This is a genomic window from Massilia genomosp. 1 (genome assembly GCF_011682185.1).
In the GTDB taxonomy this organism is placed as follows: Bacteria; Pseudomonadota; Gammaproteobacteria; order Burkholderiales; family Burkholderiaceae_D; genus Telluria_A; species Telluria_A rubra.
The window spans coordinates 14,453-35,239 of the sequence record NZ_WHJF01000071.1 but is presented as its reverse complement, the minus strand read 5'-3'; the positions used below and the strand labels follow the sequence as shown (position 1 = coordinate 35,239).

Sequence of the window (20,787 nt, the reverse complement as noted above, 5' to 3'; positions counted from 1 at the left end):
AATCGCGGCAACGTGCTTCTCCCAAAAAACGGTCGTGTTTTCCATGCTTGCTCCGGTATCAAATCGAAGTAGCAAGAATGCGGAAATTCGGATTAGCCAGCAAGTCTGGGGTTTATGGAGCGCTTACCGTTGACCAAGCTTGATTGGGATGCCACCTATTTCCGATTTGCCAGCCTTGGGGGAGGAACAACCAGCTCCGAATGGCTTTATCGAAAAGACAGAGAATTGAATTATTTCCAGGGTATGGCAAAACTGGAAATGGAATATCAGAACACACTGGAGAAATTGGCGGAGAACTTGTCTGTCGAAATCGTGAGCGAAGGGCGGAAGCAGCCTGTCGTCATCGTCGCCACGGTCGATAGCGAGAAAAAATACAATCTGAAGCTCGATTATAAAGACCCGTCCGCACTGGAGATTCGCCTACTGAGTCTGGGAATGAAGAATTCCTATTTTGGTGATGAAATCCTAATCGACAAAACAATCGAGGAATTTCAGGAGCACTTGAAAGGATTGGCGTCGTAGGAACGCAAACCTAAGCGGATGCATCCGCTCACGCGGGGCCTTACAGCCAGCGATTGGCCGGGGCATTGCGCAGACATGCGTTCATGCGCGCTTTTCGGCGCAGACGGTGTTCGCGGACAGCAGATCGAGCGCCCGCTCCAGTACCCGCGCGTGCGCCGCGACGATCAGATCGCGCATGCGCAGCTTCAGGCGGCGGTTGGCTCGCACGACCTATTCCTTGCTGCCGGATTCAGTGTCGTCGTAGCGGCCGACATCCTCTTCCAGCGCGGCCAGTTGCTAAAGAAAATCCATCGCTAAATCCTGCCACGCCTGAACTCGGCCAGGAATTTTTTCGCTTGCGCGGCCGTCAGCACCACCACCGGGTCGCCATGCCACGCATACAAAAACGGCGTGCCTCCCAAGCGGTCGGTCAGCTTGGCCGACAGCAGGAAGCGGGTGCCGGCCGGATGCAGCGCCGGGTCGACCAGCGCGCGCGTACACTGTACGCGCAGGCTGGGAGCAAACGCCTGCCCCGCCATCGGGCGGATGCGCAAGGCGCCAGTGCGTACATCTTCAAACGATTCGACCGCAACGTCGCGGTAAGCCCAGGTATCACGGGTCATGCTGATGCTTTCGCTATGACGACCGGCGCGCGCACCACATGCGCCTCGCGGATCGGCAGGTTGATCAGGGCGGCGGCCAGGGCCAGCACAATGTCGGCGTACCACATCCAGGTGTAGTCGCCGTAGGTCACGAACGACAGGCCGCCGAGCCAGGCGCCGAAAAAGCCGCCCACCTGGTGCGACAGCAAGGTCAAGCCGAACAAGGTGGACAGGTAGCGCATGCCGAACAGTTTGCCGACCAGGCCGGCCGTGGGCGGCACGGTCGCCAGCCAGGTGAAACCGAGCGCGCCGGCGAACACGTAGAAGGTCATGGCCGTTTTCGGCGCCAGCAGGTAGATGACGATGATCACGGCGCGGCTGGCGTACATCAGGGCCAGCAGGGACTTCATGCGGTAGCGGGTCGAGAGCGCGCCGGCGCTCAGGCTGCCGGCGATGTTGAATAGGCCGATCAGGGCCAGCGCGGTGGCCGATACGCCCGGCGACAGTTTGCACAGGGCGACTTCGCCCGGCAGGTGCGTGACCAGGAACGCGATGTGAAAGCCGCAGGTGAAAAAGCCGGCGTGCAGGCACAGGTAGCTGCGGTCGCGCAGCGCGATCTTGATCTGCGCGCCAAGGCCGATGCCGGGCGGGTCGGCCGGCTTGGCCGGGACCGCGGCGGCGGGATCGGCTTTGACCATTCCCGCGCCCTTGCGCAGCGGCCAGGCCAGGGGAATCGTCAGCAAGGTGGTGGCCGCCATGGTCAGCATCGCCGCCACCCACCCGGCGCTGTTGATAATCGCCTGCATCAGCGGCGCGAACACGAACTGGCCGAACGAGCCGCCGGCGTTGATGAAACCGGCCGCGAACGGACGGCGCGCGGCCGGCAGGCGCTGCGCGGTGGCGCCGATCAGGATCGAAAAGCTGCCCGCACCCGCCCCCGCCGCGCTCAGAAATCCCATGGTCAGCATCAGGCCCCACTGCGACGAGACGAACGGCGTCGCCGCCATGCCGGCGGCGAGCATCACGGCGCCAAGGATGATGACTTTGGCCGAACCCCATTTGTCGGCCACGGCGCCGAACACCGGCTGCGCCGCGCCCCACACGAACTGCCCGATCGCCATCGCAAAGCTGATCGAGGCCACGCCCAGCCCGGTCGCGGTATTAATCGGCGACATGAACAGGCCGGTGGTCAGGCGCGCGCCCATGGTGATCATCAAGATCGCCGAGGCGGCGAGGATCAACAGCCACGCGGCGCGCGGGCTCATCTCAGTCTGGGTGGGCATGGTTCAGGTCCTCGATCAGGGGCGTTAGTCGGGCAAGCGTGGTGTCCAGTTGCGTGTGCAGGACGCGCACGGCGTCGCGCCCGACCAGTTGTTCGAAGGCGCGCTGGGCGTCGCACCAGACCAGGTAGGCTTCGCCCAGTTTTTCCTGGCCGGCGGCGGTGATGGTGACGATGCGCTGGCGGTTGTCGGCGCCGGGGCGCGCCACGACCCAGCCCGCGTCGGTCAGCGGCTTGAGGTTGCGCGTGAGCGTGGTGCGCTCCATGCCGAGGCGCTCGGCCAGTTCGACCACCGGCAGCGCGGCGCGCGCCACGTTGGCGAGCACGCTGTACTGGGTGGTCTTGAGGCCCACGGCGGCCATGTGCTGGTCGTACACGCGCGACATGGCGCGCGTGAGCTTGCGCAGCTTGAAGCAGGTACAGCCCAGGGGCTTGTCGGTCGTATCGGTCATGGTTTCGGGAAATAGGTGCAGCTACACTGATTGTTTGAAGTATATGACAATCGATTGGCCTTGTGTGCTTGGGCCGACTTTTTAATCAGAGATAAAGGGATGATGATGGAACAATCAGGCAAACGCCAGCAATGGCTGGACGACGCCGCGGCAATGCGCGCCAAACTGGCCGCGCCGGGCGTGGCCGACCGCGCGCAACTACGCAGCCGCAGCGGAATGGAATTCCTGGAAGCGATCGCCAGCGGCGCCCTGCCCCCGGCGCCGATCGCGCAGTTGATGGGCATTTTGCCGATCTCGGTGGAGCCCGGCCGCGCCGTGTTCCAGGGAACGCCGGCGCTGGCGCATTACGATCCGAGCGGCGTGGTGCATGGCGGTTATGCGGCCACCATGCTCGACACCGCGCTCGGCTGCGCAATCCATACGATGCTGCCGGCCGGCAAGGGATACACGACCCTGGGGGACCTCGAAAAACCGTAGCGAGCGGTGCAAGTTTCGTCGGAGAAGCGCAGCCGTACGAAGGTACGGTGAGCATCGCAGGACGAAAATTGCGCCGCGCAGTAGGTTTTTCGAGGTCCCCCCTGGAGTTGAGGGTGAACTATCTGCGCGCGATGAATGACCAGACCGGGCCGGTGCGGGCCGAGGCGACCGTGGTCAGCGTGGGTGGACAGGTGGGCGTGGCCGAAGCGCGCATCACCGATGCGAACGGCAAGCTGTACGCCTTTGCGACCACAACTTGCCTGGTGTTCGATATCAGCGCTGGGTGATGGTGGAGAGATTGCCGCTGCCGTTTTGCAGCACGCTGGCGGTAAAGGCATTGCCGGTTTGCTTGATGCGCGAGAAATTGCCGGTCGTCCAGTTGTGTACACCATTCTGCAGCGTGGTGGCGCGGTTGTAGTTGCCGCTCTGGATGATCCCGGAGACGCTGCCGTTGAGCGTCGATGTCGCAGAGGCAAAGTTCCCGTTCCCGGCCTGGACGATGGTCGCGCCGTTGACTGCCCCGCTTTCATCGGCGCGCGCGACGTTGCGTTCGCCGTTTTGCGTGATCGACTGGTCCACCGTGAAAATGCTGCCTTTCTGGCGCACCCAGGCGCCGTTCAAGCGGCCGGTCTGTGCCACCGTGACGAAGGAATAGGCGGCGTCATCCTGGTCAGGTCCGCCTGACGGCGATCATGCTTTCCGGTCGCCGGGCCAGGCGGGCCTTGGTCCCCAGTCCTTACGCGGCGGCAGACTTGATCAACAGGCAGATCGCCTCGGCGGCCATGCCCTCTTCCCGGCCCAGGTAGCCGAGCTTTTCGTTGGTCTTGGCCTTGATGTTTACTTGTTGCGGCGATACGCCGATGTCTTCGGCAATCCGCGACACCATCTGCGCAATATGCGGCGCCATCTTCGGCGCCTGGGCGATGATGGTGGCGTCGATATTGCCGATCGTGTAGCCGGTGGCGACCACGCGGTGCGCCACTTCGCGCAGCAGGGTGCGCGAATCGGCGCCGGCGAACATCGGGTCGGTGTCCGGGAAATGCTTGCCGATGTCGCCCAGGCCGGCCGCGCCGAGCATCGCATCGATGATCGCGTGCAGCAGGACGTCGGCGTCCGAATGGCCGAGCAGGCCCATGCGGTGCGGGATTGCGACCCCGCCGATAATCAGTTTGCGGCCCTCGACGAGGGCGTGGCAGTCGTAGCCGGTTCCGACGCGGAACGGCGGTGCGGGATTGTAGGATGCCAGTGCCATGGTCTCACTCATTTCAGGTTAAGGCGCGGCCAGGTACATCTCGGCGATCCGGATGTCCGCCGGCAGCGTCACTTTTAAATTACGGGGATGTCCTTCGACCAGCTTGGGCGAGAAGCCCAGGGCCTCGACCGCACTGGCGTCATCGGTGATGACGCTGGCGTCGGTGGCCGCTGCGAGTGCATCGCACAGCAGCTTGTAGCGAAACATCTGCGGCGTCTGCGCCAGCCACAGACCGTCGCGGGCGACGGTGGTGACATCGGCGCCGCTGCGCTTGACGGTGTCCACGACCGGCAGGGCCAACAGGCCCCCGACCGGATCGTCGCCCACCGTGGCGATCAGCTTGTCGATCAGCGCGGCGTTGATGCCCGGCCGCGCCGCGTCATGCACCAGCACCCAGTCATGCTCGTGCAGCTCGCCCTCCAACGCCCGCAGGGCGTTGCGGACCGACTCCATGCGGCTCGCGCCGCCGCAGCGCAGCACGGTGGCTGCGCCGGACGGCACGATGGCGTCGATATACTCGTCGCGCGCGCTGACCACGACGTAGGTATGGGCGATCAAGCCGCTCGACAAAAATGCGTCGAGGGTGTGACGCAGCATCGGCTTGGCGCCGATGGGCAGGTATTGCTTGGGGCAGCCCGACGCCATCCGCGCGCCAATGCCGGCGGCGGGGATCAGGGCAAAATAGCGCGCTGCGGAATGCTTCATGGCTGTTGTCGTCGTCAATGTCGTTTAGCCGGTCTTATAAGGGACTGTACCTCACCTTTGCAAACTTTGCTCAGGCGCGCATACTCTTGCGGCGTGTCGATGGCGGCCTGCAAAAGCTCCACTTTCGCCATCTCGTTCTTTATGTACGTCATCCAGCCAGTATTGATTTCCTGCTGCAACAGGGCGCGAGCCCGGCCCGCCGGCGCGTAGAGCGGCTTGTTGTCGAACCGTTTGGACAACGCCGCGCGCACCGTCACTTCCACTTTCGGCAAATGGTCGAGATAGGTCTTGAGGTGGCGCATCTCATGCGCAAGAATCTCCTGATATGCGCAAGAACCCGGAGAAAACTCGCGTCCGACGTAGACCACGATGGGGCTGTAGAACAGCGAAACCGCAATTTTCGGCGCCACGCACTCGTAGCCGCTCAAGGGATCCTTCAGCATCGCACCGTTGAGGCCGATTGACATGCGCGACTCGGTGCGGGTCAGTCCCAGCACAAAGGAGTTGGGCCGGCCGGGTTTCATGGCGGTCAGGCCGTGCAGCGACACCGTGTTGTTGATGGTGTAGCCGTTCTGCGCCGACGTCAATACCGACACCGCCTTGTCGATCGAATCCTCGCAGCGCGCCTGGAACGCGGTGCGCGCGGCCCAGCAAGGGTGCGAGAACAACAACGCCAGCGCGAGCGCCAGGATCTTCATCGTCGCTCAGGTCGCAGTCCAGCTTCCGGCGATCAGCTTTTCGAGCCAGAAGGCGCCGATGATGGTCTTTACGTCGGTGACCTGGCCAGTGCGCACCATCTCGAGCAGTTCGGGCACGCTGGCGCTGAAGGTCTCCAGGAACTCGCCGTCGTCCAGTTTTGCCGGGCCGGCCGTCAGGCCGCGCGCGACGAACAGCTCAAGGTGCTCGTCCGAGTAGGCAATGGCGTTGTGGATGGTGCTGATAAATTGCCAGTCGGTCGCCGTGTAGCCGGTTTCTTCCTGCAGCTCGCGCCTGGCGCAGGCCAGCGGCTCCTCGCCCGCATCGATTTTTCCAGCTGGGAATTCGATGAAGACGCGCCCGAGCGGATAGCGGAACTGGCGCTCCAGCAGCACGCGGCCATCGCCCAGGATCGGCAGGATCACCACGGCGCCCGGATGGCGGATGTATTCGCGGGTGGCGACGGCGCCGTTGGGCAGGCTCACGCGGTCGTGCGAGACCTTGAGAAAGCTGCCGTCGTAGGCGACGCCGCCATCGATGCGCCGCTCTGTCAGATGATCCTCGGTCAGGTGCGCGTCCAGGTGCGAGTCCGGGTGCGAGTCCATGTGCGGCTCCTTGCGGTTAATGTTGGCGCTTGCGCAGGTAGCGCATCACAAAGCCCGGGAACGCCAGCACCACGAACAGCGGCACGGTGATCATGTAGAACTCCTTGACCTGCGTGAAGACGTTACCGATGCGCGACTCCAGAAAGTAAGCGACGACGCCCACCACCAAGTACAGCACCAGCAGTTCGGCCACGCGCAGCCAGCCCGACTTGTTCGGCGCCTCGCCGGGCGCGCTGTTCAAGGGGATGACGCCGAACAGCCGTTCATTGATGAACGGCAGGTTGGCCGCCGCCAGGGCAATGGCGATGGCCAACCAGCTCGATGACGACACGTCCATCAGGAACCGATAGTCTTCGTCATCGCGTTCAGGCATGCGGCCAGCAGCGGACCGGCGAAGACGCCGAGCAGCACGGTAGCGATACCGTTGATGGACAAAACCGCGCGCATGTCGAAGGGCGCGACGATCGGGGTGGTGTCGGTCGGCTCGTCGAAGTACATGACCTTGACCACGCGCAGGTAGTAGAACGCGCCGATCAGCGAGAACATCACCGCCACCACGGTCAGCCACACGGCGCCGGTCGAGAGCACCGCTTCGAGCACCGCGAACTTGGCGGCAAAGCCCATCATCGGCGGCACGCCGGCCAGCGAGAACAGCAAGATCGCCATGACGATCGCGAACCACGGGCTGCGCTTGGCCAGGCCCTTGAAGTCGTTCATTTCTTCGGCTTCGAAGCCGCTGCGCGAGAGCAGCATGATCACGCCGAAGGTGCCGAGCGTGGTCAGGACGTAGGTGATCGAGTAGTACATGGCGGCGCTGTACGCCGACGCGGCATTGCTGGCGTCGGCCATGGCTTTCGGATCGAGCGGATTGGCGACCACGCCGGCCAAGAGGCCCAGCAAGACAAAGCCCATTTGCGCGATGGTCGAATAGGCCAGCATGCGCTTGATGTTGGTCTGGGCGATCGCGGTCAGGTTACCGATCGCCAGCGACAGCACGGCCAGCACCATCAGCATCTGCTGCCAGTCGATCGCCATCGGCAGCAAACCTTCCACCAGCAGGCGGATGCAGATCGCGAACGCCGCCAGTTTCGGCGCGCCGCCCAGCAGCAGGGTCACCGCAGTTGGCGAACCCTGGTACACATCGGGCACCCACATATGGAAGGGCACCACGCCAAGCTTGAACGCCAGGCCGGCCACCAGGAACACCAGGCCGAACACCAGGATATGCACATTGGCCTTGGCCGACGATGCCGCTTTCGAGATTTCGCCGATGTCGAGCGAACCGGTGGCGCCGTACAGCATCGAGATACCATACAGCAGGAAGCCGGAAGCAAGCGCGCCGAGGATGAAGTACTTCATCGACGCTTCGGTCGAGACGGCGTGATCGCGGCGCAGCGCAACGAGTGCGTACAGCGACAGCGACATCAGCTCCAGGCCCAGGTAAATGATCAGCATGTTGTTACCGGAGATCATGATCATCTGGCCGAGCAGCGAGAACAGCGCGAGCACATAGAATTCGCCGCCCAGGTTACCCGACAACATGCCACGCGCGGTGGCATAGGCGCGCGAGTACACCAGCGTGATGCCGATGGCCAGGTAAGTACACATCTTCAGCAGGTTCGACATCGGGTCCGACACGAACATGTTATGGAAGGTGTAGACCGTGGTGCCGGCCGCGTAGTCGGCGTAGCTCAAGGCGGCGCAGCCGAGCAGCGCACCGAGCGAGAGCAGGTAGGTGACGATCCGTTTCTCATCCTTGAGGAACATGTCGATCAAGAGGATGCTTGATGCGGCGATCAGCAGGAAGATTTCGGCGTAAACCGGGATCAGGTTGGGATTCGTAGTCGGGATCATAGTCTTCTTCAGTGCGGCAGTTTCGACACGCGGACATGCTCGAGCAGGTCGGCGACCGAGGTTTGCATCGTGTCGGTGAACGGCGCAGGGTACAGGCCCATCGCGATCACGGCGATGGCCAGGATGCCGAGCATGACGAATTCGCGCGTATTGAGGTCCGTCAGTTCGGCCACATGCTTGTTGGCGACCTTGCCGAAGACCACGCGCTTGACCATCCACAGCGAGTAGGCGGCGCCAAAGATCAGGGCGGTCGCGGCCAGCATGCCGATCCAGAAATTGAATTCGACCGCGCCCAGGATGACCATGAACTCACCGACAAAACCGGAGGTGGCCGGCAAGCCGCAGTTGGCCATCGAGAACAGCACGATGAAGGCGGCGAAGCGCGGCATGCGGTTGACCACCCCTCCGTAGTCGGCGATCTGGCGCGAGTGCATGCGGTCGTACAGCACGCCGATACACAGGAACATGGCGCCCGAAATGAAGCCGTGCGAGATCATCTGCACGATGCCGCCCGATACCGACATCTGGTTGAACATGAAAAAGCCCAGGGTGACGAAACCCATGTGCGCGATCGACGAATAGGCGACCAGTTTTTTCATGTCCTTCTGGACCAGTGCGACCAGGCCGATGTAGATCACGGCGATCAGCGAGAGGGTGATGATGAAGCCACCCATGTAGTGCGATGCATCAGGGGTGATCGGCAGCGAAAAACGCAGGAAACCATATGCGCCCAGTTTCAGCATGATCGCGGCCAGCACGGCCGAACCGCCCGTTGGCGCTTCGACGTGGACGTCCGGCAGCCAGGTGTGGACCGGGAACATCGGCACCTTGACGGCAAACGCCATCAGGAAGGCCAGGAAGATGAAGATCTGCTCTTTCATCGACAGCGGCAGCTTGTGCCAGGCCAGGATGTCGAAGGTGCCCGAGACGTTGTACAGGTAGACGATGGCGACCAGCGTGAGCAGGGAACCCATGAAGGTGTACAGGAAGAACTTGAACGAGGCGTACACACGGTTCTCGCCACCGAACACGCCGATGATGATGAACATCGGGATCAGGGTCGCTTCGAAGAAGAAGTAGAACAGCAAGCCGTCCATCGCGCAGAACACGCCGATCATCAGGCCCGACAGGATCAGGAAGGAACCCATGTACTGGGCCACGCGCTTTTCGATCACTTCCCACGCCGAGATCACGACGATCACGGTGATGAAGGCCGTCAGCGGCACGAACCACAGCGACAGGCCGTCGATCGCCAGCGAGTACATGATGTTGAAGCGGCCGATCCACGGCGTGCTTTCGGCGAACTGCATGCCGTGTACGGCGTTGTCGAAGTGCTGCAGCAGCGGCAAGGTGACCAGGAAGCTGGCGATGGACGCGATCAGCGCCATCCACCGGGTCAGGCCCGGTTTTTCGTCGCGGCCAAGCGCAAGAATGGCCGCGCCAAGGACGATCGGAAGCCAGATCGCCAGGCTCAGATACGGAGGAAAATTAGAAATCGTAGACGGCATCATGTTTTATTGTCTTTGCGTGTCTGTTAAGCGTGCCAGAACGGGAGGAAGTACATCAGCGCGCCGAGCACACCGATGATCATCACAAACGCGTAGTGGTAGATGTAACCGGTCTGTCCGAGACGGACGATGGACGAGAACCAGCCAACCAGTTTCGCGCTTCCGTTGACGACCAGGCCATCGATGAGGCCCTTGTCGCCGATATTCCACAGGCCGTTGCCAAGCAGGCGCGCGCCACCGGCGAACACCACCTCGTTGAACTTGTCCATGTAGTACTTGTTGTCCAGCAGCGTATGGACCGCCTTGAAGTGGCGGTAGAACCAGGCCGGCACGCGCGGATTGACCATGTAGCAGTAGTAGGCCGCCGCCACGCCGGAGATCGCCAGCCACAGCACCGGCGAGGTCAGGCTGTGCGTGACCATCGCCAGCGGACCGTGGAATTCTTCGGCCAGGATGTGCATTGCCTTGTGCTCGTGGCCGACGGTAATGACCTTGTCGAAGAATTTACCGAACAGCATCGGACCGATGGTCAGGTAGCCGATGACCACCGAAGGAATCGCCAGCAGGATCAGCGGCAGGGTCACCACCAGTGGCGACTCGTGCGGCTTCTGGCCAGGGGCCAGGCCGTGGTGCGCATGGTCGTCGTGCTCCTCTTCATGGTGCGCGTCGGACGCGTGCGCATCGGCGTGCTTGGCGTCATGCTTGGCGTCATGCTTCTTATCGTGCTTGGCCTCGTGGGCATGATGGTCGTGCGCATGCGCCTTGCCGAAACGCTCTTCGCCGTGGAATACCAGGAAGTACATGCGGAACGAGTAGAACGCCGTGACGAACACGCCGGCCATCACCGCAAAGTACGCGAAGCCCGAACCCCAGATGGTGCTCGCGTGGACCGCTTCGATGATGCTGTCTTTCGAGTAGAAGCCCGAGAAGAACGGGGTGCCGATCAGCGCCAGGGAGCCGAGCAGCGCGGTGATCCAGGTAATCGGCATGTACTTGCGCAGGCCGCCCATGTTGCGGATGTCCTGGTCATGGTGCATGCCGATGATGACCGAGCCGGCGCCGAGGAACAGCAGGGCCTTGAAGAAGGCGTGGGTCATCAGGTGGAACACGGCGACCGAGTAGGCGGACGAACCTAGCGCCACGGTCATGTAGCCGAGCTGCGACAGGGTCGAGTAAGCGACCACGCGCTTGATGTCGTTCTGGATGATGCCCAAAAAGCCCATGAACAGCGCGGTGATCGAACCGATCACCAGCACGAAAGACAAGGCGGTGTCGGACAGTTCGAACAGCGGCGACATGCGCGCCACCATGAAGATACCGGCGGTAACCATGGTCGCGGCGTGGATCAGTGCCGAAATCGGGGTCGGGCCTTCCATCGAGTCGGGCAGCCAGACGTGCAGCGGGAACTGGGCCGACTTGCCCATCGCGCCGATGAACAGGCAAATGCAGGCAACCGACAGCAGCATCCAGTCGCTGCCCGGCAGGGTTTTGAGCGAGAGCGCGCCGGCCTGGTCGAACACTTCCTTGTAATTCATGGAACCTGCGAACGCCAGCAACAGTCCAATACCGAGGATGAAGCCGAAGTCGCCGACGCGGTTGACCAGGAACGCTTTCATGTTGGCGTAGATCGCGGTCGGGCGGGTGTACCAGAAACCGATCAGCAGGTACGAGACCAGGCCCACCGCTTCCCAGCCGAAGAACAGTTGCAGGAAGTTGTTCGCCATGACCAGCATCAGCATCGCGAACGTAAACAGCGAAATGTAGGCGAAGAAGCGGTTGTAGCCTTCGTCTTCGGCCATGTAGCCGATGGTATAGATGTGTACCATCAGCGACACGAAGGTGACCACGCACATCATCATCGCCGAGAGCGAATCGATCTGGAAGCCGACTTCCATCTTGATCTTGCCGACGGTCATCCAGTTGTAGATCGTGCCGTTGAAGGCGGCGCCGTCGAGCACGTCCATCAAGGTCATCACCGACAGGACCAGCGCGATCAGCACGCCCAAAATCGTGACGGTATGCGACGTTTTACGGCCGACCAGGTTACCGAAGAATTTTGTTCCGAACAAGCCCGCAATCACAGCACCAGCCAGCGGCGCCAGTGGTACGGCAAGAAGGACGTTAGGGTTAAGAAGTTGCCCCGCCATGTTGAACCTTAATCGTTATGTATTCGAGTATGAATGTAAGCGCCGGACGGACCGGATTAACCTTTGAGGGTATCGAGGTCTTCCACGTTGATCGTGTCCAGATTACGGAACATGACCACCAAGATCGCCAGGCCAATTGCCGATTCGGCAGCGGCGACGGTCAGGATGAAGAAGACAAAGATCTGCCCCGCCGCGTCGCCCAGGTAATGCGAAAACGCGATGAAGTTCAAATTCACGGCCAGCAGCATCAATTCAATCGCCATCAGCAGGACGATGACGTTCTTGCGGTTCAGGAAAATCCCGACGATCGAGATCGCAAACAGCAGTGCGCCCAGGATCAGGTAGTGTGCGAGCGATAAAGTCATTTTGTCTCCTTGGGGACGGCGACCGGTGGCGTGACGTCCGCCGGACCGGCCTGGGCTTCGGCGGCGGCCAGCGCGGCCGCTTTGGCAGCCGCGTCGATGGCGGGCTGGTCGACCGTTGCCATCTTCACGATACGCAGGCGGTCGTTACGCTTGACGCGCACGGCGTCGCCCGGATGGAAGGCCTTGGTATCCTTGCGGCGACGCAGGGTCAGCGCGACGGCGGCGACAATGGCCACCAGCAGGATGGCGGCGGCGATCTCGAAACCAAGGATGTACTTGGTGTAGATCAGCAGGCCCAATTCCTTGGTGCCGCCGATGTTCGCGCCGACGGCCTCGGCCTCCTGCTCGAACTTCATGAAGCCGCGCCACAACACGGCCGCCATTTCCAGCACGATCACCACGCCGATACCGGTGGCCAGCGGCAGGTAGGACCAGAAGCCCTCCCGCATGCGGTCCATATTGATATCGAGCATCATGACAACGAACAGGAACAGCACCATCACCGCGCCCACATACACGAGCACCAGCACGATCGCCAGGAACTCGGCCTTGAGCAGCAGCCAGATGCCGGCCGCGTTGAAGAACGCCAGCACCAGGAACAGTGCCGCGTGGACCGGATTGCGGGCAGTGATAACACGGGTCGCGGCGGCAAGCATAATCGCCGAGAACACGTAGAACATGACAGTTTTAAATTCCATAACTAACCCAGAGGACTTGCAGTTAAATGTGCTAAAAGACTAGCGGTAAGGGGCATCGGCCGCGCGCGCGGCGGCAATGTCGCCCTCGTAGCGATCGCCAACAGCCAGCAACATCTCTTTCGTATAGTACAGATCGCCGCGTTTTTCGCCGTGGTATTCCAGCACATGCGTCTCGACAATCGAGTCGACCGGGCAGGATTCTTCGCAGAAGCCGCAGAAAATGCACTTGGTCAGATCGATGTCGTAACGCGTGGTGCGGCGCGAACCGTCGTCGCGCTGTTCCGATTCGATGGTGATCGCCATGGCCGGGCACACCGCTTCGCACAGCTTGCAGGCGATGCAGCGCTCTTCCCCGTTGGGGTAGCGGCGCAGCGCATGCAGGCCGCGGAAACGCGGCGACATCGGGGTTTTCTCTTCCGGATACTGTACGGTGATCTTGCGCGAGAACGCATAGCGTCCGGTCAGCGCCAATCCCTTGATCAGTTCGGTCAGCAGCATGCTGCTGAAAAAGTCTTTCACTCGTTCCATTATCTCTTCCTTACTTCCAAATATTCCAGGATGTCTGCATCCAGCCAGCGACCAGGACCAGCCACACCAGGCAAATTGGAATGAAAATCTTCCAGCCGAGGCGCATGATCTGGTCATAGCGATAGCGCGGGAAGGTGCCGCGAACCCAGATGAACAGCGAGACAATCACAAAGGCCTTGGCGAACAGCCAGAAGAAGCCGAGGAAACCGCCGAGTACGCCGCCAACTTCGAGGAAGGCGAACGGTGCGTGCCAGCCGCCCAGGAACATGATCGAGGCCAGGGTGCCGATCAGGATCATGTTGGCGTATTCGGCCAGCATGAACATGGCGTAGGACATGCCCGAGTACTCGACCATGTGGCCGGCCACGATTTCGGACTCGCCTTCGACGACGTCGAACGGGGAACGGTTGCATTCGGCCAGGCCCGAGGTCAGGTACACCACGAACAGCGGCAACAGCGGCCACACGTTCCACGAGAGCATGGAGACGCCGTGCGCCACGCCCCAGCCCATGTTCTGGCCGGCGACGATGTCGGAGAAATTCAGGCTGCCCGAGACCATCAGGATCACCACCAGCACGAAGCCGATCGGAATTTCGTACGAAATCATCTGGGCCGATGCGCGCATCGCGCCCATGAACGAGTATTTCGAGTTCGACGCCCAGCCGGCGATGATGATGCCGTACACCTCGATCGAGGTGATCGCCATCAGCAGCAGCAGGCCGGCGTTGATGTCGGCCAGGGCCACGCCCGGACCGAAGGGCACCACCACCCAGGCGGCCAGCGCCGGCATGATGGTCATGATCGGACCGAGGATGAACAGGCCGCTCGAAGCCTTGGTCGGCACCACGATCTCTTTGAACAAGAGTTTGAGCGCATCGGCGATCGGCTGCAGCAAGCCCATCGGGCCAACGCGGTTGGGGCCGACGCGGATCTGGATCCAGCCGATCAGCTTGCGTTCCCACAAGGTCGCGTAGGCAACCAGGCCCATCAGCGGCAGCAGGACGCACATGATCTTGACCAAGGTCCAGATCAGCGGCCAGAAGTAGCCGATGTTGGAGGCACCCCAGGCGTTGACGCCATCAATCATTTCAGGCAGCGCCATCAGACCCCCTCCCCTGCTTTTTCAACTGTGATCGCACCGAACATCGCGCCCAAGGTGGCGGTCAGCGGGTGCGCCGAGGCGACACGCACGGTGTTGGCCGGCAGGCGGGCATCGACGCCGGCCACCAGGATGGCCGAACCCGACCCCTGCGATACCTTCACTTTGGCGCCGGCCTGCACGCCCAGCTTCGCGGCCAGGTCGGCCGGCAAGGTCACCAGCGGCGCGTTGGCGTCGGCGGTGCGCAGCAGCGGCTCGGAACGGCGCGCGATGGCGTCGGCAAAATAGATCGGCACGTCGGTGACGCGTTCCAGCGCGGTGCCGGTGCCGTAGGCGGCGCTTTTCAAGGCAGCCTTGCCGGTGTTGTTCAGCTTGGCCGACAGGTCGGTCACGTCTTTGCCGAACAGCTCGTCGCGGATCGCTTCGGAGGTGTCGTACTCGAAACCGGACAGGCCCAGCAGGTTACCCAGCACGCGCAGCACTTTCCATGCCGGACGGGTGTCGCCGAGCGGTTTGACGGTGCCGTTGAAACTTTGCGCGCGGCCTTCGCAATTGACGAAGGTGCCCGAGGTTTCGCTGAATGGTGAAATCGGCAGCAGCACGTCGGCGTACTCGAAACCATGCTGGAAGGCCGACATGACGACGACCATCTCGGCGGCGTCGAGCGCGGCGCGCGCTTGCTGCGGGTTGGCGCAATCGAGTTCCGGTTCGGCGCCCAGCAGCACGTAGGCTTTTTTCGGTACCGAGAACACTGGCGCCGCGTTCTTGGCGAACGCGCCGACCAGGTAGCCGCCGACCGTGTTGGCGGCCTCGGTCAGGTAGCCGAACTTGGCGCCGGTCTGTTCGGCGATCCACTGCGCGGCCGCGTGCAGCGCGGACGCTTGCGGATGGTGCGCGGCGGCGTTGCCGAGCAAGACCACACCAGGCAGGTTCTCGTCGCCGGTGTTCAGGCTGGCGGCAATCGCCTTGGCGGCGTCGGAGGCTTCAATGCCTTCGAAACCGGCTGGCGCGGCCACGCCCTTGGCGGCGGCGAGCGCGGCCACGATGCTGGACAAGGCGGCCAGCCAGTCGGACGGCGCGGCGATGATCTTGTTGGCGGTCGGGATCAACAGTTCGTCATCGGACGCGTGTACCAAGGAGAGCTTGGCGCCGCCCTTGACGGCAGCGCGCAGGCGGGTGGCGACCAGCGGATGATCCTTGCGGATGAAGGAGCCGATGACCAGCGCGCGCTTAACAAGCGACAACTCGGCGATCGGCATGCCCAGCCAAGGCGTGACCTGGCCGTCCAGCGCGAAGTCGCTCTGGCGCAGGCGGAAGTCGATGTTCTCGGAACCGATGCCGCGCATCGCTTTGGCAAGCAGATGCAGCTCTTCGACCGTCGAATGGGCGGTGGCGAGGGCGGCGATGCTGTCGGCGCCATGCTCATGCTTGATGTTGCGCAAGCCGTGCGCCACGTATTCGAGCGCGGTCTGCCAGTCGGTCTCGGCCCATTGGCCGCCCTGCTTGATCATCGGCTTGGTCAGGCGTGACTGGTTGTCCAGCGCTTCGTACGAGAAACGGTCTTTGTCCGAAATCCAGCACTCATTGATGCTGTCGTTTTCCAGCGGCAGCACGCGCATGACCTTGCCGCCCTTGACCTGGACGATCAGGTTGGTGCCGAGCGAATCGTGCGGGCTGACCGATTTGCGGCGCGACAGTTCCCAGGTACGGGCGCTGTAGCGGAACGGCTTGGAGGTCAGTGCGCCGACCGGGCACAGGTCGATCATATTGCCCGACACTTCAGAATCGACGGTCTTGCCGACGAAGGAAGTGATTTCGGCATGTTCGCCACGGCCCAGCATGCCCAGTTCCATGACGCCGGCCACTTCCTGGCCGAAACGTACGCAACGGGTGCAGTGGATGCAACGGGTCATTTCCTGCATCGAGATCAGCGGGCCGGCATCTTTCGGCGGAACCACGCGTTTTTCTTCTTCGTAGCGCGAGTTCGACTTGCCGTAGCCAACCGCCAGGTCTTGCAACTGGCATTCGCCGCCCTGGTCGCAGATCGGGCAATCGAGCGGGTGGTTGATCAGCAAGAATTCCATCACGGATTTCTGTGCCTGCACCGCCTTCTCGCTGTTCGAACGCACGATCATGCCCGCCGAAACCGGCGTGGCGCAAGCCGGCAACGGCTTGGGCGCCTTTTCGACTTCGACCAGGCACATGCGGCAGTTGGCTGCGATCGACAATTTCTTGTGATAGCAGAAGTGCGGAATGTAGGTGCCCAGCTTGTTGGCCGCGTCCATCACCATGCTACCCGGTGGGACTTCTACCTTCTTACCGTCAATTTCAATTTCAACCATGAGAGTTCTCTGGCCTTAGATATAAGCGGGCACCAGACAGTGCTTGTGCTCGATGTGATATTCAAATTCTTCGCGGAAGTTCTTCACGAAAGCGCGTACCGGCATCGCCGCCGCATCACCGAGGGCGCAGATGGTGCGGCCCTGGATGTTGTCGGCGATCGAGTTGAGCATGTCCAGGTCGTCGGGACGGCCCTGGCCGTGCTCGATGCGGTGGACCATGCGGTACATCCAGCCCGTGCCTTCGCGGCACGGCGTACACTGGCCGCAAGACTCTTCATAATAGAAATACGACAGGCGCAACAGCGACTTGACCATGCAGCGCGTCTCGTCCATGACGATCACGGCGCCCGAACCGAGCATGGAGCCGGCCTTGGCGATCGAATCGTAGTCGAGATCGGTGTTCATCATGAGCTCGCCGCGAATCACCGGGGCGGACGAACCGCCGGGAATGACCGCCTTGATCTTTTTACCGCCGCGCATGCCGCCAGCGAGTTCCAGCAGCTTGGCGAACGGCGTGCCGAGCGGCACTTCGTAGTTGCCCGGCAAGTTGACGTCGCCCGAGATCGAGAAAATCTTGCTGCCGCCATTGTTCGGCTTGCCGATGGCAGCGTATTTCTCGCCACCCATGTTCAGCAGGAAAGGCACGGCGGCGAAGGTCTCGGTATTGTTGATCGTGGTCGGCTTGCCGTACAGGCCGAACGAGGCCGGGAACGGCGGCTTGAAGCGCGGCTGTCCCTTCTTGCCTTCGAGCGACTCGAGCAGCGCCGTTTCTTCGCCGCAGATGTAGGCGCCGTAGCCGTGCGCGGCGTGCAGCTGGAAGCAGAATTCGCTGCCCATGATCTTGTCGCCCAGGAAGCCGGCGGCGCGCGCCTCGTCCAGTGCGTCTTCAAAGCGCGCGTATTCGGCCCAGATTTCGCCGTGGATGTAGTTGTAGCCGACCGTGATGCCCATCGCATAGGCGCCGATGGCCATGCCTTCGATCAGCGCGTGCGGATTGTAGCGGATGATGTCGCGGTCCTTGAACGTGCCCGGCTCGCCTTCGTCGGTGTTGCAGACGAGGTATTTCTGGCCCGGAAACTGGCGCGGCATGAAGCTCCACTTCAAGCCCGTCGGAAAACCGGCGCCGCCACGGCCGCGCAGGGAACCGGCCTTGAGTTCGGCGATGATCGCTTCCGGCGTGATTTTTTCTTCCAGGATACGGCGCAGCGCGGAATAGCCGCCACGGTTCACGTAATCCTGCAAGTGCCAGTTCTGGCCGTCGAGGCCGGCCAGGATGACCGGATCGATGTGACGTGAATGGAGCGATGTCATTTCTTGAGTTCCTCGACCAGTGCATCGATTTTGCTGTCCGACATCAGGCTGCACATGCGCTTGTTATTGACCAGCATCACCGGCGCATCGGCGCAGGCGCCCATGCACTCGCCTTCGACCAGCGTGAACTGGCCGTCGGCCGAGGTGGCGCGGTAGCCGATGCCGAGTTTTTCTTGCAGGTAGTGACCGGCATGCTCGCCGCCCGACAGGGCGCATGGCAGGTTGGTACACACGGAAATCTTGTACTTGCCGACCGGCTTGACGTTGTACATATTGTAGAAAGTCGCCACTTCCTGCACGGCGATGGCGGGCATGCCGAGGTAATCGGCGACATCCTGCATCACTTCCGGCGGGAGCCAGCCTTTTTCATCCTGCGCAATGGCGAGCGCCGCCATGACCGCGGACTCTTTATGGTCGGGCGGATACTTGGCGACTTCACGGTCGATTTTTTTGTAAGACTGCTCTGATAACAACATGGTTGTGCCTCAATTAATCGACTGCTTAGCGGTCGATACTGCCGAATACGATGTCCTGGGTGCCGATGATGGTGACGGCGTCGGCCAGCATGTGGCCGCGCGCCATTTCATCCAGGCTTTGCAAGTGCGCATAGTCCGGGGTGCGGATCTTCAGGCGGTACGGCTTGTTGGCGCCGTCCGACACGATGTAGATGCCGAACTCGCCCTTCGGATGCTCGACCGCGGCATACGCCTCGCCCGGCGGCACGTGGAAGCCTTCGGTAAACAGCTTGAAGTGGTGAATCAGCGATTCCATGTTCGACTTCATCTCGGTGCGGCGTGGCGGCGCAACCTTGTGGTTGTCGGTCATGACCGGGCCCGGATTGGCGCGCAGCCAGGCGGACGCCTGCTTGATGATGCGGTTCGACTGGCGCATTTCTTCCACGCGCACCAGGTAGCGGTCGTAGCAATCGCCGTTGGTGCCGACCGGCACGTCGAAATCCATCTTGTCGTACACGGCGTAGGGCTGCTTCTTGCGCAGGTCCCACTCCACGCCCGAGCCGCGCAGCATGGCGCCGGTAAAGCCCATGGCCTTGGCCGCTTCCGGGCTGACCACGCCGATGCCGACGGTACGCTGTTTCCAGATACGGTTGTCGGTCAGCAGGGTTTCGTACTCGTCCACGTAGGTGACGAAACGCTTGCAGAAATCGTCGAGGAAATCGAGCAGCGAGCCCTGGCGGTGTTCGTTCAGTTCGTCGATGGCCTTGGCGCTGCGGATGATCGATGCCTTGTGCTTGGGCATCGCGTCCGGCAGGTCGCGGTACACGCCGCCCGGGCGGTAGTAGGCCGCGTGCATGCGCGCGCCGGACACCGCTTCGTAGCAGTCGAACAAGTCTTCGCGGTCGCGGAAGGCGTACAGGAAGGGGCCCATGGCGCCGACGTCGAGCGCGTGCGTGCCGAGCCACATCAGGTGGTTCAGCAAGCGCGTGATTTCGTCGAACATGACGCGGATATATTGGGCGCGCACGGGCACCTCGATGCCCAGCAGCTTTTCGATCGCCATCACGTAACCGTGTTCATTGCTCATCATCGACACATAGTCGAGACGGTCCATGTACGGCACGGTTTGCAGGTAAGTGCGGGTTTCGGCCAGCTTTTCGGTGGCGCGGTGCAACAGGCCGATGTGCGGATCGGCGCGCTGGATGACTTCGCCGTCGAGCTCGAGCACCAGGCGCAGCACGCCGTGCGCGGCCGGGTGCTGCGGGCCGAAGTTGAGGGTGTAGTTCTTAATTTCAGCCAAGGTTTTTGCTCCCAGGATTCATCCCGTAGGTTTCTTCGCGGATCACGCGCGGAATGATTTCACGCGGCTCGATCGTCACGGCTTGGTAGATCACGCGCTTCTGTTCCGGGTCGTAGCGCATTTCGACGTAACCGGAAATCGGGAAGTCCTTGCGGAACGGATGGCCGATGAAGCCGTAGTCGGTCAGGATGCGGCGCAGGTCGTTGTGACCTTCGAACAAAATGCCGTACAGGTCGAACGCTTCGCGCTCGTACCAGTTGGCGGCGCGCCACAGTTCGACCACGGAAGCGAGCACCGGGGTATCGTCGTCTTCGGCGAACACGCGCACGCGCACGCGCCAGTTGTGTTCGATCGACAGCAGGTGCGAGACGGCCGCGAAACGCGCGCCCTCCCAGGTGCCTTCGCCGTAGGTGGAGTAATCCACGCCGCACAGGTCGAGCAATTGTTCGAAATGGAGGGCCGGATTGTCGCGCAGGGTCTGCATCGCGGCGTAATAGCCGGCGGCCTTGACCACTACGGTCACTTCGCCCAGCGCCACCGTAATAGCGGCGCCCTCACCGAGCGCGTTGCGCAGGGCGAGTTCAAGGGCTTCGAGTTTTGTCGTCATGGTG

25 protein-coding genes are annotated in these 20,787 nt (G+C 62.1%); 3 read left to right on the top strand and 22 right to left on the bottom strand.

Going from position 1 to position 20,787, the window contains the following annotated elements; genetic code table 11:
* The first annotated feature begins 129 nt into the window (after positions 1-129).
* Positions 130-522: a hypothetical protein gene (locus tag F1735_RS22910; RefSeq protein WP_167239071.1), complete on the top strand. Its 393-nt coding sequence runs from the start codon at positions 130-132 to the stop codon at positions 520-522.
* A gap of 81 nt (positions 523-603) precedes the next feature.
* On the opposite strand, the gene F1735_RS37500 is transcribed toward F1735_RS22910, so the two are convergent.
* The 4 genes from F1735_RS37500 to F1735_RS22895 form a co-directional block, all read right to left on the bottom strand.
* The gene (locus F1735_RS37500; protein ID WP_267876688.1) at positions 604-729 is read right to left on the bottom strand and encodes a hypothetical protein; all 126 of its coding nucleotides are present in this window, start codon (positions 727-729) and stop codon (positions 604-606) included.
* A gap of 86 nt (positions 730-815) precedes the next feature.
* Positions 816-1,124 (bottom strand): hypothetical protein, encoded by a 309-nt coding sequence (locus F1735_RS22905; RefSeq protein WP_167239070.1) that lies wholly within the window; start codon positions 1,122-1,124, stop codon positions 816-818.
* Positions 1,121-2,386, bottom strand: a complete 1,266-nt coding sequence (locus F1735_RS22900; protein WP_222853058.1) for an MFS transporter — start codon at positions 2,384-2,386, stop codon at positions 1,121-1,123. Before F1735_RS22900 ends, F1735_RS22905 begins: the two co-directional genes overlap by 4 nt.
* A complete protein-coding gene (locus tag F1735_RS22895; RefSeq protein ID WP_229505911.1) occupies positions 2,370-2,834 on the bottom strand; it encodes a MarR family winged helix-turn-helix transcriptional regulator in 465 nt (154 codons plus the stop codon). Before F1735_RS22895 ends, F1735_RS22900 begins: the two co-directional genes overlap by 17 nt.
* A 105-nt stretch (positions 2,835-2,939) precedes the next feature.
* Between F1735_RS22895 and F1735_RS22890 the strand changes: the two genes are divergently transcribed.
* Both F1735_RS22890 and F1735_RS36715 read left to right on the top strand, forming a co-directional pair.
* Positions 2,940-3,311 carry a PaaI family thioesterase gene (locus F1735_RS22890; RefSeq protein ID WP_187364327.1) on the top strand — a complete coding sequence of 124 codons (372 nt, stop codon included), beginning with the start codon at positions 2,940-2,942 and terminating at the stop codon, positions 3,309-3,311.
* A 47-nt stretch (positions 3,312-3,358) separates the two neighbouring features.
* Positions 3,359-3,598: a hotdog fold thioesterase gene (locus F1735_RS36715; RefSeq protein WP_373888570.1), complete on the top strand. Its 240-nt coding sequence runs from the start codon at positions 3,359-3,361 to the stop codon at positions 3,596-3,598.
* Here F1735_RS36715 and F1735_RS22880 read toward each other — a convergent pair.
* The 18 genes from F1735_RS22880 to F1735_RS22795 form a co-directional block, all read right to left on the bottom strand.
* Positions 3,585-3,950, bottom strand: coding sequence for a hypothetical protein (locus tag F1735_RS22880; RefSeq protein ID WP_167239069.1), 366 nt, complete (start codon positions 3,948-3,950; stop codon positions 3,585-3,587). The two genes, F1735_RS36715 and F1735_RS22880, sit on opposite strands and share 14 nt — an antisense overlap.
* A gap of 97 nt (positions 3,951-4,047) precedes the next feature.
* Complete coding sequence (gene ispF, locus F1735_RS22875; RefSeq protein WP_167239068.1) at positions 4,048-4,563, bottom strand: 2-C-methyl-D-erythritol 2,4-cyclodiphosphate synthase; 516 nt, start codon at positions 4,561-4,563, stop codon at positions 4,048-4,050.
* 18 nt (positions 4,564-4,581) lie between these two features.
* The gene (gene ispD, locus F1735_RS22870) at positions 4,582-5,268 is read right to left on the bottom strand and encodes a 2-C-methyl-D-erythritol 4-phosphate cytidylyltransferase (RefSeq protein WP_167239067.1); all 687 of its coding nucleotides are present in this window, start codon (positions 5,266-5,268) and stop codon (positions 4,582-4,584) included.
* Between the two features lie 14 nt (positions 5,269-5,282).
* On the bottom strand, positions 5,283-5,966 hold the full coding sequence (locus tag F1735_RS22865; RefSeq protein ID WP_167239066.1) for a hypothetical protein: 684 nt from the start codon (positions 5,964-5,966) through the stop codon (positions 5,283-5,285).
* Positions 5,967-5,972: 6 nt separating this feature from the next.
* Positions 5,973-6,569 (bottom strand): NUDIX domain-containing protein, encoded by a 597-nt coding sequence (locus tag F1735_RS22860; RefSeq protein ID WP_167239065.1) that lies wholly within the window; start codon positions 6,567-6,569, stop codon positions 5,973-5,975.
* A 16-nt stretch (positions 6,570-6,585) separates the two neighbouring features.
* On the bottom strand, positions 6,586-6,900 hold the full coding sequence (locus F1735_RS22855; RefSeq protein WP_373888571.1) for a DUF2818 family protein: 315 nt from the start codon (positions 6,898-6,900) through the stop codon (positions 6,586-6,588).
* 5 nt (positions 6,901-6,905) lie between these two features.
* Entirely contained in the window at positions 6,906-8,423 is a 1,518-nt protein-coding gene (gene nuoN, locus F1735_RS22850) for an NADH-quinone oxidoreductase subunit NuoN (RefSeq protein ID WP_167239064.1), read from the bottom strand.
* Positions 8,424-8,431: 8 nt separating this feature from the next.
* Entirely contained in the window at positions 8,432-9,934 is a 1,503-nt protein-coding gene (locus F1735_RS22845) for an NADH-quinone oxidoreductase subunit M (RefSeq protein ID WP_167239063.1), read from the bottom strand.
* Positions 9,935-9,957: 23 nt separating this feature from the next.
* On the bottom strand, positions 9,958-12,078 hold the full coding sequence (nuoL, locus tag F1735_RS22840; RefSeq protein WP_167239062.1) for an NADH-quinone oxidoreductase subunit L: 2,121 nt from the start codon (positions 12,076-12,078) through the stop codon (positions 9,958-9,960).
* 56 nt (positions 12,079-12,134) lie between these two features.
* Complete coding sequence (gene nuoK / locus F1735_RS22835) at positions 12,135-12,443, bottom strand: NADH-quinone oxidoreductase subunit NuoK (protein WP_126075091.1); 309 nt, start codon at positions 12,441-12,443, stop codon at positions 12,135-12,137.
* Positions 12,440-13,141 (bottom strand): NADH-quinone oxidoreductase subunit J, encoded by a 702-nt coding sequence (locus F1735_RS22830; protein WP_167239061.1) that lies wholly within the window; start codon positions 13,139-13,141, stop codon positions 12,440-12,442. Before F1735_RS22830 ends, nuoK begins: the two co-directional genes overlap by 4 nt.
* Before the next feature lie 39 nt (positions 13,142-13,180).
* Positions 13,181-13,669 (bottom strand): NADH-quinone oxidoreductase subunit NuoI, encoded by a 489-nt coding sequence (nuoI, locus tag F1735_RS22825; protein WP_099876575.1) that lies wholly within the window; start codon positions 13,667-13,669, stop codon positions 13,181-13,183.
* A 10-nt stretch (positions 13,670-13,679) separates the two neighbouring features.
* The gene (gene nuoH / locus F1735_RS22820) at positions 13,680-14,771 is read right to left on the bottom strand and encodes an NADH-quinone oxidoreductase subunit NuoH (protein WP_167239060.1); all 1,092 of its coding nucleotides are present in this window, start codon (positions 14,769-14,771) and stop codon (positions 13,680-13,682) included.
* Entirely contained in the window at positions 14,771-17,110 is a 2,340-nt protein-coding gene (nuoG, locus tag F1735_RS22815; protein ID WP_167239059.1) for an NADH-quinone oxidoreductase subunit NuoG, read from the bottom strand. The genes nuoH and nuoG overlap by 1 nt, the downstream gene beginning before the upstream one ends.
* 15 nt (positions 17,111-17,125) lie before the next feature.
* Positions 17,126-18,421 (bottom strand): NADH-quinone oxidoreductase subunit NuoF, encoded by a 1,296-nt coding sequence (gene nuoF / locus F1735_RS22810; RefSeq protein WP_167225985.1) that lies wholly within the window; start codon positions 18,419-18,421, stop codon positions 17,126-17,128.
* On the bottom strand, positions 18,418-18,897 hold the full coding sequence (gene nuoE / locus F1735_RS22805; RefSeq protein WP_166886563.1) for an NADH-quinone oxidoreductase subunit NuoE: 480 nt from the start codon (positions 18,895-18,897) through the stop codon (positions 18,418-18,420). The genes nuoF and nuoE overlap by 4 nt, the downstream gene beginning before the upstream one ends.
* A 25-nt stretch (positions 18,898-18,922) precedes the next feature.
* Positions 18,923-20,176: an NADH-quinone oxidoreductase subunit D gene (locus tag F1735_RS22800; RefSeq protein WP_167239058.1), complete on the bottom strand. Its 1,254-nt coding sequence runs from the start codon at positions 20,174-20,176 to the stop codon at positions 18,923-18,925.
* Positions 20,169-20,783, bottom strand: coding sequence for an NADH-quinone oxidoreductase subunit C (locus F1735_RS22795; RefSeq protein WP_167239057.1), 615 nt, complete (start codon positions 20,781-20,783; stop codon positions 20,169-20,171). The genes F1735_RS22800 and F1735_RS22795 overlap by 8 nt, the downstream gene beginning before the upstream one ends.
* Positions 20,784-20,787: the final 4 nt, after the last annotated feature.